The organism is Pseudomonas sp. KBW05, assembly GCF_003852405.1.
Classification (GTDB): Bacteria; Pseudomonadota; Gammaproteobacteria; order Pseudomonadales; family Pseudomonadaceae; genus Aquipseudomonas.
This window is the reverse complement of sequence record NZ_QAJM01000010.1, coordinates 204-14,439: the sequence shown is the minus strand read 5'-3', so window position 1 is coordinate 14,439 and position 14,236 is coordinate 204. Positions and strand designations below refer to the sequence as shown.

General features: G+C 57.2%; 8 protein-coding genes, 1 tRNA gene and 1 pseudogene. 2 read left to right on the top strand and 8 right to left on the bottom strand.

What is annotated here, in order from left to right; genetic code table 11:
• Positions 1-70: 70 nt before the first annotated feature.
• The 3 genes from DBR46_RS10805 to DBR46_RS10795 all read right to left on the bottom strand — a co-directional run bounded on the left by DBR46_RS10805 (position 71) and on the right by DBR46_RS10795 (position 4,133).
• The gene (locus DBR46_RS10805; protein ID WP_124526171.1) at positions 71-2,719 is read right to left on the bottom strand and encodes an AAA family ATPase; all 2,649 of its coding nucleotides are present in this window, start codon (positions 2,717-2,719) and stop codon (positions 71-73) included.
• Positions 2,720-2,880: 161 nt separating this feature from the next.
• The gene (locus DBR46_RS10800) at positions 2,881-3,156 is read right to left on the bottom strand and encodes a hypothetical protein (RefSeq protein WP_124526170.1); all 276 of its coding nucleotides are present in this window, start codon (positions 3,154-3,156) and stop codon (positions 2,881-2,883) included.
• A complete protein-coding gene (locus DBR46_RS10795) occupies positions 3,153-4,133 on the bottom strand; it encodes an integrase domain-containing protein (RefSeq protein WP_124526169.1) in 981 nt (326 codons plus the stop codon). Before DBR46_RS10795 ends, DBR46_RS10800 begins: the two co-directional genes overlap by 4 nt.
• 1,013 nt (positions 4,134-5,146) lie before the next feature.
• Here DBR46_RS10795 and DBR46_RS10785 point away from each other — a divergent pair.
• Positions 5,147-5,251, top strand: a pseudogene (locus DBR46_RS10785) (3-oxoacyl-ACP reductase); the annotation flags it as partial.
• A gap of 66 nt (positions 5,252-5,317) precedes the next feature.
• Here the strand turns inward: DBR46_RS10785 and DBR46_RS10780 are convergent.
• From DBR46_RS10780 to DBR46_RS10760, 5 genes are all read right to left on the bottom strand, one after another.
• Complete coding sequence (locus tag DBR46_RS10780) at positions 5,318-5,659, bottom strand: DUF6124 family protein (RefSeq protein ID WP_124526167.1); 342 nt, start codon at positions 5,657-5,659, stop codon at positions 5,318-5,320.
• Positions 5,660-6,168: 509 nt separating this feature from the next.
• A tRNA-Thr gene (locus tag DBR46_RS10775) sits at positions 6,169-6,244 on the bottom strand.
• Positions 6,245-6,352: 108 nt separating this feature from the next.
• Positions 6,353-7,729 carry an HlyD family type I secretion periplasmic adaptor subunit gene (locus DBR46_RS10770; protein WP_026136536.1) on the bottom strand — a complete coding sequence of 459 codons (1,377 nt, stop codon included), beginning with the start codon at positions 7,727-7,729 and terminating at the stop codon, positions 6,353-6,355.
• A complete protein-coding gene (locus DBR46_RS10765; protein ID WP_017734865.1) occupies positions 7,719-9,872 on the bottom strand; it encodes a type I secretion system permease/ATPase in 2,154 nt (717 codons plus the stop codon). The genes DBR46_RS10770 and DBR46_RS10765 overlap by 11 nt, the downstream gene beginning before the upstream one ends.
• A gap of 45 nt (positions 9,873-9,917) precedes the next feature.
• On the bottom strand, positions 9,918-11,270 hold the full coding sequence (locus tag DBR46_RS10760; protein WP_124526166.1) for a TolC family outer membrane protein: 1,353 nt from the start codon (positions 11,268-11,270) through the stop codon (positions 9,918-9,920).
• Positions 11,271-11,611: 341 nt separating this feature from the next.
• Here DBR46_RS10760 and DBR46_RS10755 point away from each other — a divergent pair.
• A partial coding sequence (locus DBR46_RS10755) for a retention module-containing protein (RefSeq protein WP_124526306.1) occupies positions 11,612-14,236 on the top strand: 2,625 nt, incomplete at its 3' end.

The window sequence follows — 14,236 nt, the reverse complement described above, 5'->3', positions numbered from 1 at the left end:
AGTTAGTTAGCGCATAACGCATCTTGTGTCCTAAAGCCCGCCACCCTATGTTGGCGAGCTTTTTCCATATCTACGGAGCGGTTGCGGTAGGCGTGGGGAGGGTAGATGTAGGCAACCCTGATTTACGGCTTTGGCTCGTACTCTTGCTGCGGCGTTCAATTTGGTCGCGCCAAGTTTCAAGAGCCATGATGTCAGCCAGCAATTCATCTGGCTCTGGCACAGCGACTCCTCCTACTATGGCCTTATCGTGTGCGTAATTTGAGCATTTGCTCATCCCAGAATTTACTTGTGCATAGTCGTTATCATCAACAATCACTTCTGACAATCGCTGGGTTTCGATGCCTTTACGAAAGCGTAGAACTACTCGGCGTAGCAGTACTTCCTCAACCGCGCGCTCCCAAGCCATCCGCAGGAAAAAATACGCTTCACCTGTCTGTTCACGGTGCGCATCTTCCTCGCCGTCTTTATGCAGTCTTGCGATGGTTTGCTGCTGAACCTTGAGCGCTCCGATGCGTTTCGTTGTGTTTTTCCCTTCGAACGGTAGCTCTGGATTGGCAACCCCGAAGCCTTCGACGCGCCTGGATAGGCTTTGTGTGAGTACGTTGACCCCTGCGGATTCAGCCTCCTCAGCCAGGACGCAAAGGAAGTAGATGTCATGGGTGAACACGATCACTTGGCGCCGAGCAGCTTCATCTACGAGTCGCGCAGCCACCCGCTCACGACGTCGGTGATCTAAGGACGATACTGGGTCGTCGAAAATAATACCGCCAGTGCTATCACTAAGCCCCACTTCAGCTAAAAATGAAGCTAATGCAACAGCTCGTTGTTCACCTTCGCTCAATAGGTCTCGGGGACTTCGGCTTTGCGGTAACTCCAGCTTTAGCTTATGCAATACCTTACCTTTCCCAGAGCGGCTTTGCAGAGCGACACGAAGTCCTCCAACCCCTAGCGCCTTGAATTCAGCATTAAGTGCATCCGCAAGCCCCTTTGAAATGATGCTTTCTGCCAACTCAGAGGACTTCAAGGAAATTGCGTTCGTCCTGAGCGCAGGCAAGCACTTTGTCAGTTTTGCCTGATGATTCAGCCGTGAGACAGCCGTAATGACAGCATCTTTGACTTGGCTCAGTTTTACTCTTGCATCAAGCTCATCCAGCTGCTTCTGCAATTTTGCTCGAGCCTGTTCATCAGATGCTTTATCCAGATTTACAGCCTCGGCATTTAGCTTGTCTGCGAGGGCCTGTAGCCTTTGGGCTGGATTGACCAATGCTTGCTCGGCTCCTTCCCATATTTGTGTAGTCACCGCTGTCTTGATGGTTTCTCGGCGAGCTGTCAGAACTTGCTCGAAGGCAGCTGAATCCGCCGCAAGTTGAGAGTCAAGTGTTTGAATTTCGCTGAGTGTAGCGTCGTCCAGACCGAGAGTCAGATCATGTGTACTTAGCGGTTTATACTGGGCAACCAATTCAGCGCGTCGAGCCTGAGAAGTTTTCTCTGCCTCTTGTTGAATGAAGGCTTCAAAGCGAGCCAAGCGATTAGCCCCCTCCATGAGCGGCTGCTGACACAGGGGACAGGACGCATCGCTTCCCAATGCAGGAAAGGTTTCATCCGGGTGGGACTCAGAGGAAAATTTGCGTGCGGCTTCGAATAGCTCGCGCCAAGCTTCGCCTCCTGTTCCTGGCAGTAAACCATCTTGTTCCTTGAACTGATTTGCAGCCAGCTCCGCAGCTGCTTTGGCGGTTAGGTAGGCACTCGACAGACTGCGCAGCTTGGTAACGATTGCTTGATCCACCAACGTCGCCTTGTGGGTAGCATTCGTTGCAATGCCGCCAACTCGGCGCGCGAGTAACCTCAGTTGGTTAGCTTTTTCCTTGGGATTGTTTTCTTTTAGGCTGTTGCCTAAATCTGCGTGCAGGCTCAGTTCTTCAGGGGACAACGTGGCCAGTGCTTCAATCTGGGCAGGAGTAGTCTTGGCAGACAGCGTTGTGATTAATCTTCCGACAATCGTGTCACCGTGCAACGGAACAAACGCAGTCAGGTCAACTGCGTATTGTTTCTGCTCCGCCTCAATTGCGCTCTTCAATTGCTGATGGACACTTGCCAGTCGTTCAAAAACATCGAGTCCCTGAGGTACGTACGAAAAGTCGTCTTCATTTACAAGATAAGCATTGGCGCAGCGTGAGTCGAAAATGGAGAGAGCAGATAGCTCTACGGGTGCAGCTCCCTCATTAACCCAGCGTACGTCTTGTACCGTACCGTTAACACCGATTTCAAAGATGGCTTCAGCCGAGGCAGCTTTGTTCACGGGTCGGTTGGCGTTGGGATAAATGACTTCAGCTTGATCACGCGCACGGCATGCGCGCTTGAGCACACGGGAGTAGCCCGATTTGCCCGAGCCATTACCGCCGTAAATAACGGTCAAGCCGGAAGGTGCGAAAGACAGGTTCTGGTTTTCGGCAATGGCATTAACATTTAGTAAGTTCTTCATTGCCCGCAATTCGACATGCATCGATGGCTTTATCGGAGCGGGGATCTGATCGGATGCAAGCGGGCTTGGCGTGCGGCCTTTCGGGTCAGGAATACCATGAGCAGTCTTGAGCAAGGCTAGTAAGTCACCCAAATCCTCTGCAGTTAGAGTCTGTTTTGCTAACAGTCGTGCAACGCAATCGCTTTGCCAGGTAGGTAGTCCCTGGGTCCAGCTCAGTATTTCCTGCAATATCGACATGGAAACTCCTTTTTCTCTGGGGGCGCGTGTTCGGATTTTTTGGAGGTCGATGTCAATTTGCCATGCGCCGTGGGATTGAGGAAGCGTTTCGATAAGTTGCCACTAAAACTCAAGACCCTTTGGGTCTGGTCGTCCTAATCTGGTCAGTTGAGGACTTCCGCTTAACCCTCGAACCGCCAAGGTTTTCCTAAGCGAAGAGTGAGAAAATGTATGGTCAGCAGATAGTAATAGCGCGTCGATTCCGCGTAAGAGTTCACGTGGTGGTTTAGAAACCATGCGAGATGCTTTTGCTGCCATGCCCATGGATTATCTTTGTGCCAACGATTAAAGATCGCTACTTGAATGGCTTTCGCTTGGCGAAGGTGACGCTGGCGTGTGGAGTACGACCCGCTCAGAACACCCCCCAGAAACAGCTCCATATCGAATGGCTTGCTCATGCTCGTCCCCCGATATACGCCGATACTACGTCGATACGGCCGTGCCCGAGTTCATAGCTGATTTGGTCTCGGGCCGCCTGATCGAGGTGTCGGTCGAGCTGGTAGCAACTGCCACCGTTGATGGGCGCAGGATGCTGGGTGATTTGCTGATAGCGTTCGCACGCATAGGCAGCCCGCAGTTCGTGGAAGCCTTTTAGGTTGTGCGCATGAAGGGTGTCCCGGGCTGGACGGACGATTCGCTTTTGGAAATCGAGGTAGCGTTCGTTCGGTGCAAGCAGGTTGCGGCTGCCGTCGGGCGAGACCTGATCGGCAAACTTCAGCGCGTCACGAATATGATCATCTACCGTAATCCAACGAGGAGCTGATGCGCCCGAGCGGCTACCTTTGGTGCCGTCCTGAATGTTGATCTTACCGAATTGCTTGGCTTCACGTTTTAGACGGGGTAGGTCCGCCAAAATGGCCTCACGTAAGCGCATGCCGGTGGCTCGCGCTAACTGAGCGATGGTCGCGGCGCGCGGCTTCTGGTGTTCGTAAAGTACGTCGACGATCCGCTGCACGTGTTCGCGGTCTTGGCCTTGTGGAACTGTCGTGCGGATGGTGGTGCGCTGCATTTCCAACGCCTTGCTCGGACTCGGCACCTTCACATACTGATCACCGCGAAGTGCCGCCATGGTTCGGTTGACGCTGGACAATCGGTTTTGTGCGGTGGCGATAGCGAGGTCGCCGCGCTCGACTAAGTGACGTAGATGCGCCGCGTAATCCGACAAGATCTGGCGATCTATCTGCCGCGCATCGTTGAGTCTTGGTCCATCATCTGAGCGACACCAGCGCACAAACGCCTGCCAGCGATCACTGTGCGCCTTGACCGTGCCGTAATGCCCGCCGCCAAACAGATCGCGCAACGCCTGTGGCCCGGCATAACTCAGTTGCCGTCCATATCCAAAATTCCGCCCATCCCGTCTACCTACCAATGCCATGATCAAACTCCTGTCGAAGCCAAATCTTTGAAACTTTCCCCACGTCATCCCGCCACGAATGTTGAGTGTTATCAGGGGTCAAGGCCCCTGCGACCTGTGAGGGTTGTCCACTAACGCGGGACTGGCGGCTCTTTACGACTGGGAGCTTGGGCATCTCATTACCTGACCTCCTGAGCACCTCTGAAGAAGTGGGCGGGTAGAGGCTGCATTGGCTGACGAGACCAATGCCACGAGATCCTGAGTCGGGTGAAGGCAGTGATGCGATGACCGGGGCGTGCCTGACTGTCAGTCAGGTGCAGTCCATTCCGTGGGCTGCGGCACCATCATTTGCATTGCTGTTGCTGGTGACTTCGGTGTTTGTCCCGCCGATTGTCGCGAGGGGTAATGCCGCAAAGCCTTGTACGAGTTGGGCTGCAGCAGCGGTAGGAGCGCCCGTCTCTTTCCGGAAGAAAGAGACGGGCGCAGGTTGGCGCAAGGAAATGTCTAAGCGGATAGGTTGCTGCAGGGCAGCTATGAAAGGGGATGAGTTGCCGCAGTGGGAACACTGGTAAAAGTAGGCATCCATCACATCGCTGTGACCGTGCGAGCCGCCGGACGCTAATCGCACTTTGGGAGAACCACCACCGTGTGGCGTAGCCTTAAAGGTTCTGGCTACCTGGATTGCTGTCGACGACAGCGCTTTGCCCGATCTCATCTACGCCTGCGGATAATTCGGGTCAAGACTCAAATTTTCGGGAGTTCGGCGGCTGTGGATGAAATTATCCACCGGTGGAAATCAGTGGTTTTCCACAGGCAGTTGTATGGGCTTTAGAATTTTCAAGTGAGGGCCATCCAAGCAGGGCGGCTTTGCAGCCCTGCTTGGATGGCCCGCGTGGACAAGCGGATCACTGAAATTTGAAGACCGAGCGCTTACTCGGTTGCGCCACGTTTTGCTTTTAGGCGAGTGGAAAAACGGGGTCAGACCACGATTTTCGTTACTGAATTAAACGAGTGATCTGACCCCTATTCCCTAGGGGGAAGCGCGGGATATTGCGCAGGCGATTGTACATTTGGAGTCGGCCGGGTTTGTGACGGGGGAAATTCTGCATGTGGACGCTAGGCAGAATGCTGGTCACTAAGCGATACAGCTGAATGAAAAACGCCCCAGGCCGTGATGGTCCGGGGCGTTTTTTGGTCTATCGGAATTAACTGGCTGCCGGCGCAATTTGTTCCAAAGCTCGATCTGCCAGCATTGAACTCAACTCGATCAGTTGCTGAATCCCCAATGCCACAGCCCTTTGTGATCCTTCCAGCTCAAATGCCAGATTCGAGACCATCTCGTTGGCTGATGAGAGGGTTTCTGCGGCATTAGTAAGCAGTGTTTCGGTATCTACATCGGGCGAAACGGAGAACAGATTACTGCCTGGATGCGCCGCAGGTTCTGCGCCGTCTGATGGGTGCAAGTAATGATCAATCGCTCGCTGCGCTGCAGCATGAAGCTTGGCATCGATTGGGTTTTGAGGCGGGTTGGGTGTGACCTTGAACATGGCGAAGCTCCTTTAGCGATTCAGGAACTGCCAATCTCACTTCCACATGAGGGTGGCAGCTGTGCGCAGGTGTGGAAGACCGGGGCTAAAGGAACCCGGCGCACCGAAGTGCCCCGCACACAGCCGCCATAACACAAGAATACAGGCGAAAAAAAACGCCGTCAGGTGTTCATGGGCGTTTGAGCGCCTTTAGCCATAGTACGGACTTCCACATCCGGCCGCTGATTTTGCAGCGGCTGGGGGAGGTTAGCGGGGCGGAGGATGGGGAGGCAAGCTGATATGGGTGTACGAAAATTCGGGGTCGCAGCGGCATGTGCTTATGAATTAGCTCTTTTATCGATACGCCATAATTATTGGCTACCCATAATTCTACATAAAACTCTGAAGGCGGGACTTCGCTACTTCTAGAGGCTCACCGGCTTGTTCAGCTGGGGCGCCAGGCGCAGACAGAATATGAACACCCCAAAAACAACAAAGCCCCTGCATTTCTGCAGGGGCTTCGTCTTATATGGTGCCGGCACCAGGAGTCGAACCCGGGACCTACTGATTACAAGTCAGTTGCTCTACCAACTGAGCTATACCGGCGTGTTGGGCGACGATTATAGCGACTGCCAAGGTTCTGTAAACCCCTGAAATCTGACTATTTTTGCGAAAACCCAAGTTTTCGCATCCCCACCCCCTATTTCCCCGCAATCAACGCTCGTGCATCGCCTCGGCACGGGACTTGATGATCGGTTTGAGCAGGTAGCTCAAGATGCTCTTCTTGCCGGTGATGATGTCCACCGAAGCGACCATGCCCGGGATGATCAGCAGCGGCTTCTCGTCCGTGCCCAGGTGGCTGCGGTCGGTGCGCAGTTTGATGATGTAGAAGGTGTTTTTCTTCTCTTCATCCATCACGGTGTCGGCGCCGATCTGTTCGAGTTTGCCTTTGAGGCCGCCGTAGATGGTGTAGTCGTAGGCGGTGAATTTGATCATGGCTTCCTGGCCGGGGTGCAGGAAGGCGATGTCTTGTGGGCGGATCTTGGCTTCGACCAGGATCGTGTCGTCCAGTGGCACCACTTCGGCCATGTCGCTGCCGGGCTGGATCACGCCGCCGACGGTGTTGACCAGCATCTGCTTGACGATGCCGCGTACGGGCGAGGTGACCATGGTGCGGCTGACGCGGTCTTCCAGGCCTTTGGAGGTGGCTTGCGCCTTGCTCAGCAGGGTGCGCGCTTCGTTCAGCTGGGCGAGGGCTTCGCTGCGGAACTTGCCGCGGGTTTCGTCGACCTTGCGCTGCACTTCGTTAATCGCCGCCTGGGCGCGGGGGATGGCCAGGGTGGTGCCGTCGAGCATGCCGCGGGTTTCAACTTCCGAGCGCTTGAGGCGCAGGACTTCTACCGGCGAAATGGCGCCCTGTGCGACCAGCGGCTCGGACATGCCGATCTCCTGGCGCAGCAGGTTCAGGCTGTTGCGGTACTGGTCCTGCTTGGAGCTGAATTCACGCAGTTCTTGCTGGCGTTGCAGCAGCTGTTGTTGCAGCCCGCCAATTTCGTCGGCCAGTTGCTGGCGGCGGCTGGCGTACAGCGATTCTTCGTTGGAGACCTGATTGGGCACGGCTTTGCGCGCAGCGTCGGTGATCTTCAGCGGGCGGTCGTCGACTTCCGCGCTGAGGCGCTCCACACGCAGTTCCATGGACACACGCTCGGCTTCGGTTTCGCCGACGTTGGAGGCAAAACGCGTGTCGTCCAGGCGGATCAGCGGCGCGCCGGCTTCGACGATCTGGCCTTCGTGCACATAGATCTGGGCGACGATGCCGCCCTCCAGGTTCTGGATCTTCTGGATGCGCGACGACGGGATCGCCTTGCCTTCGCCCTTGGTCACTTCGTCGATGATCGCGAAGTGGGCCCACAGCAGCATGAACACGAAAAAGCCGATCACGCCCCAGATGGTCAGGCGCACGATGCGCGGGGCGTCGTCGATCAGGGCTTTTTCGACTTCGGGCAGGGGCTGGTCGTCCAGCGAGTCGCTGCCCTTGAAGTAGCGGAAGATCACATCTTTCCAACGGCCTGGGCCGGACTTAAGCAACACTGATCTGCCCCTTTTTCAGCGCTTCCATGACGGCCGCTTTTGGACCGTCCGCGAGTATCTGGCCACGGTCGATCACCAGCAGGCGATCCACCAGGCTCAACAGCGAGGCGCGGTGGGTGACCAGAATCACCGTCTTGTTTTCGATGACGGCTTGCAAGCGCTGTTTCAGGCGCTCTTCACCGGTGTTGTCCATGGCGCTGGTCGGTTCGTCCAGCAGCAGGATCGGCGGGTTGAGCAACAATGCACGGGCCAGGGCGACGTTCTGGCGTTGGCCGCCGGAGAGGTTCTGCCCGCGCTCGCCCACCTGCAACTCGTAGCCTTGCGGGTGCAGCCTGGCGAATTCATGCACGCCAGCCAGTTCGGCGGCTTGCAGCACCATTTCATCGTCCACGTAGCGCGCACCCGAGACCAGGTTGTCACGCAGGGTGCCGGCCAGCAGTTGGATGTCTTGGGCGACATAGCCGATGTTGTGGCGCAGCTCGCTGACGTCGATCTGGCGGATATCCACACCGTCCACCAGCAACGAGCCCGAGTCCGGCTGGTACAGGCCCACCAGCAGCTTGGCCAGCGAGCTTTTGCCCGAGCCGCTGCGGCCGATGATGCCGATTTTTTCGCCGGGGCGAACGTTCAGGTTGATCCCGCGCAGTGCCGGGTTCTGCTGGTCCGGGTAGGTGAAATTGACTTCGCGGAAAGTCATCGCGCCTTGCAGCGTCTTGCGGCTGAGGGGGCGTTCGTCGAAGTTGCGTTCCTGCGGCAGCTCCATCATCTGGTCCACCGAGACCATCGTCACCTTGGCTTGCTGGTAGCGCGTCAGCAGGCCCGACAACTGCGCCAACGGGCCGAGTGCGCGGCCGCTGAGCATGTAGCAGGCCACCAGGCCGCCCATGCTCAGGGTGCCGTCGATGATCTGGTACACGCCAAAGATGATCATCGCCACGCCGGCCACTTGCTGGATCAGCAACGTGATGTTCATCGCCAGGCCGGACAGAACCTTGACCCGCAGCTCCAGGCGGCTGAGGGTGCCAATGGTTTGTTCCCACTGGTATTGGCGTTCGCTTTCGGCGTTGTTGACCTTCACCGCATCCAGCCCGGCGAGGGTTTCGATCAGGCTCGACTGGCGCTCGGCGCCCAGGGCCATGGTGCGCTCAAGTGTCGCGGTCAGCGGTTTTTGCAGGAAGTGGCCGATCCCCAGGGCGAGCGGGAAGGCGACGATTGGGATCCACACCAGGTGGCCGCCCAACAGCGCGATCACGCCGAGGATGATCAAGGTAAACGGCAAATCGATCAGGCTGGCGAGGGTCAGGGACGTGAGGAAGTCACGCATCCCCTGGAACTCGTGGATGTTTGACGCGTAGCTGCCGACGCGCGCCGGGCGCATTTTCATCGACATGCCGACGATGCGCTCGAACAGCGTCGCCGAAATGATCAGGTCGGTTTTCTTGCCCGCCAGGTCCAGGCACAGGCTGCGCATGCTCTTGAGCAGCAGGTCGAACAGATAGGCGCCGCAAATACCGATGGCCAGCACCCACAGGGTGGCGGTGGCCTGGTTCGGCACGACGCGGTCATACACGTTCATCACGAACAACGGCGCGGCCAGGGCGATCAGGTTGATCACCAGGCTCGCGGCGATGGCGTCGGCGTACAGCCAGCGTGAACGCTTGAGGGTGTCTTTGAACCACGAGCGAGCGCGTGGGATCAGGGTGCCGCTGGTCACGTCAAATTTATGCTGCGGTTGGGCGAAGAAAACCCGGCCGCTGTAATCTTGACTCAGCACTTCACGGCTGACGTGGACTTCGCCACCGTCGCTTTCGCTGAGCAGCAGGCGGGCGGTATCACCCTCCCAGCCCAACAGCACCGCACTGCGCCCTTCCTTTAATAGCAGCAAGGCCGGCAATGCGATGGAGGGGATCTGTTCCAGCTTGCGTTGCAGCAACCGCCCCTGCAAACCCGCCCGCGCGGCTGCGCGCGGCAGCAGGTCGGCGCTCATGCGCTGGCCTGCCAGCGGCAAGCCGGTGGTCAGCATGGCCCGGCTGGCGGGCTTGTAATGCAGGGAGCAGAGAGCCAACAACCCATCTAGCAATGGGTCGTCATGCTGAGTGCGCGGGTCATGGTTGAGTTGCGCCACACCAATTTCAGGATCCAAGCTGACTCTCTCTTAAGCGGTTTTGTGGTTCAACGCCGTCAAGAATCAGTTCATCCCTGGCAGGTTTACCGACGGTTTAATATCGTTTTGCACAACTGATGCCATCGGAGCAACCACGCCCTGACTTTTCAGCAGTTGGCCCATGTCGGCCTTGATACGGTACTGCGTGTAGATATGCAGGCTTTTGATCTGGGCCAAACGCTGCTGCGCGGTGAACAGTTCGTTCTCGCTGTCGAGCAAGTCGAGCAGTGTACGCTCACCCAGGCTGAACTGCTGCTGGTACGAGGTGCGAACTTTGGTGCTGCGGTCCACGTATTGCTGCGCGATCGGCACCTGTTGGGTGGCGTTGTTGTAGGCGTTCCACGCCAGGCCCAATTCTTCGTTCAACTGGCGCAGGGCGTTGTTGCGGATGTCCAGCGCCTGGGTGGCCTGGGAAGCCTTGGATTGCAGGCTGGCCTTGTCGCTACCGCCGTTGTACAGGTTGAACTGCATGTTCAGCATCGCGGAATAACCATTGTCATGGCCTTCGTCGCCGCCCACGTTGTTGTTGGCGGAGCGTTGCAGCACGGCATCAAAACGCGGGTAGAAAGTCGACTTGGCGGCTTCGTACTGCTTTTCGGCGGCGGCGATGTCGGATTCGGCCGAGCGCAGCACTGGGCTGTCGGCAATCATCTGGCGGCGAGCGTCATCCAGGCTGGCTGGCAGCCCACTGACAACGCCCTGTGGCTTTTCAAGCTGGTCCGGTTCTTTGCCGACAACGCTGAAGAAGTTGGTGTTGGCGTCCGCCAGGTTGGTCTGTTCGGTGATCAGGTTGTTTTGCGCTTGGGCCAGACGGGCTTCGGCCTGGTCCATGTCCGCCATTCTTCCAACGCCACGGCTGGTGCGCAGTTTGATCTGGTCAAAAATACGTTCGTGGCTTTTCAGGTTGTCTTCTGCCAGTTGCACCATCTCGCGACGGGTCAAGACATCCAGATACACCTGGGCGACGGTCAGCGCGGTGCGCTCGGAAGTATTAAGCAGTGCATAGCCGCGGGAGTTGGCGGTGGCTTGTTGGCGGCCGACTTCATTGACGGTGCCAAAGCCCTGGAACAAATTTTGTTGCAGGCGGATGGTCGACTCGCCGCGGTTCAGGGTTTTCCAGTCATGGCTGTTGCTGGCGGCACGGGTCGAGGTGTTGTCGGAGCTTTCACGGCCATAACCACCCAACAGGTCCACTTTAGGCAGGTAGCCGCCCTGGGCTTCGCGGACTTGGTAGTCAGCGGCAATGCGCGCATTGATGGCAGCCTGGATCTCAGGATGGTTCTGCACCGCGTCTTGCATCGCTTCAGGCAGGGTTTGGGCCTGGACGAAACTGGCGGCTAGAGCAAACGGCACGGCTTTAAAGAGGTGCAAACGCATTCTGATGTTTCCCCGGGATTGGTTGCCTTAAAAACGCAACAAACGTGAAAAATTGCATTGGAATTGGCAACCGAAATGACTGCTTGTCATAGGAACCTGGTAGTCCAAACAGAAAGTCGCGAGCCGATTAAATATCAATGTGACATTACCGGGCGGATTGTTTAGGATGGCGCCAAATAGGTCAATACCTTGACGGAAAAGTAATTTGCTGAATTAAACAACAAATTATTGACGCCAAATTTATCACACTTAGTTACGTACTCCAGCTATCGAATCGGCATAGGTAATGAGGCCGGTCTCCATGATGGATACCCCGAACGGTAATACACGGAGAGTCTTTTATGAGCAGCGTTGCGGTCGTCAAAAGCATTGTCGGTCAAGTGTTTGCGGTATCCCCGGAAGGGATTCGTCGCCTGCTTGTAGAAGGGGATCGTCTGTTCGCCGGTGAGCAGGTTGATACGGGCGCAGCGGGCGCCGTGTCCCTGGAATTGGCGGATGGCCGTACCATCGATCTGGGCCGTGACACTCAGTGGAGCGCAAACGCTCCTGACTCCGTTACCGACCTCAGCGCCGCCACCGCTCAAGCCGCACCGTCCGTTGCCGAATTGCAGCAAGCCATCGCTGCCGGTGCCGACCCGACCCAAGACCTTGAAGCCACCGCAGCCGGCCCGACCTCTGCCGGCGCCGACGGCGCTGCTGGCGGCGGCCACAGCTTTGTCGTGCTGGAAGCCACCGCAGGTGTGGTTGACCCTACCATCGGCTACCCGACGACCGGCTTGAATGCCGGTGACGCAGTGGGCACCACCCAAACCGGCGCCACCGACACCAACGGCCCCGATGCGCGCAGCGTCACGATTACCCTGACCGCCACACCGAGCATCACCGAAGCCGGTGGCGTCGTGGTCTACACCGTATTCATCACCCAGGCTCCAACCAGCGACCTGACCGTTACCTTGTCCAACGGCCTTTCCGTGGTGATCGCTGCCGGCCAGACCTCGGGCGCGCTGAATGTCACGTTCGCGGGTAACGACACGCCTTACCTGGACGCCTCGTCGATCTCCGCGACCATCACCGGCACCGCCGGCGGTGGCAACCTGATCATCACCACTGACCCGGCGCCAGCGGTTACCCAGATCAACGACACCATCGACACCACCACCGTCACGCTGACCGCGACCCCGTCGGTGAATGAAGGCGGCCAGATCGTCTACACCGCGACCGTGAGCAACCCGGCGCAGACCGACGTCGTCATCAAGCTGTCCAACAACACCACCATCACCATCGAAGCCGGTAAATCCTCCGGCACGGTCAGTGTCGACACGCCTGCCAACCTGGCGGATGGCAAAGACCTTACCGTCACCGCCACGATCACCGGCGCGACCGGTGGCAACTACGAAGACCTGGCGATCAACCCGGCGCCAGCAACTTCCACCGTCGTTGCTGTTGATGATCCGAGCGTATTGAAGCCGGATACCAACACAATCGCCGAAGATAGCGTCGCCACTGGTAACGTACTGAGCAACGACAGCGACATCGACAACGTGTTGAGCGTGGCCACCTTCCAGGTGGGCGGTAACACCTATAACGCCGGTCAAACTGCAAATATCGAAGGCGTAGGTAGCATCACCATTGGTGCCGATGGCGCCTACACCTTTACCCCGGTCAAGGATTACAACGGTGAAGTGCCGACCATTGGCTACACCACCAACACCGGCTCCAGCAGCACGCTGAATGTGACGGTGACGCCGGTGAACGATGCGCCGGTGATCGAAGTGACGGGCAACACCCTGGTCGAAAACACCGCCGTTGCCGGCAGTGTGGCGGGCACCTTTGTGGCCCGCGATGCAGAAACGCCAGCTGACCAGCTGAAAATCGCGTTTACGGGCGACAGCAACAAAGACGGTTACTACGCCATCGTCGATAACAATGTTGTGCTGACCCAGAAGGGCGCGGACTTTGTGAATGCTGGCAATCAACTGCCGAAGATCGACCTGACCGTCACCGACCCAGAAGGCCTGAACTCCACCGGTTCGGACCAGCCGACCGTCACCCTGCAAAACGACGTGCCGGTGATTGAGGTGGTTGCCAATACCATCGTTGAAGACACTGCTACAGCGGGCACCGTCGCCGGTACTTTCACTGCGACCGACGAAGAAACGCCGCGTGAAGGTCTGACCATCTCCTTCACGGGTAACAGCAACGCAGACGGCTATTACAGCATCGTTGGCAACAATGTTGTGCTGACCCAGAAGGGTGCGGATTTTGTTAACGCCGGCAATCAATTGCCGAAGATCGACCTGACGGTTACAGACCCTCAGGGCGCGAACTCCACGGGTTCCGACCAGCCAGTTGTCACCCTGCAAAACGATGTGCCGGTGATCACTGTTGTTGCGAACACCTTGGAAGAGAACTCTGCTGCTGCGGGTACTGTCGCCGGTACTTTCACTGCTAGCGATGAAGAGACGCCGCGTGAAGGCTTGACCATTTCCTTTACGGGCAACAGCAACGCCGATGGCTACTACAGCATTGTTGGTAACAACGTTGTGCTGACCCAGAAGGGTGCGGACTTTGTTAATGCCGGCAATCAACTGCCGAAGATTGACCTGACTGTTACCGACCCTCAGGGCGCTAATTCCACGGGTTCCGACCAGCCGGTGGTTACCCTGCAAAACGATGTGCCGGTGATCACTGTTGTCGCCAACACTCTGGAAGAAAACTCTGCAGCCGTCGGAACTGTCGCCGGTACTTTTACCGCGACTGACGAAGAGACTCCACGTGCTGGCCTGACGATCACCTTCACTGGCAACAGCAACGCCGACGGCTACTACAGCATCGTTGGCAACAACGTTGTGCTGACCCAGAAGGGTGCGGATTTTGTTAACGCCGGCAATCAACTGCCGAAGATCGACCTGACGGTTACTGATCCAGAAGGCCTGAACTCCAACGGTTCCGACCAACCAGTGGTC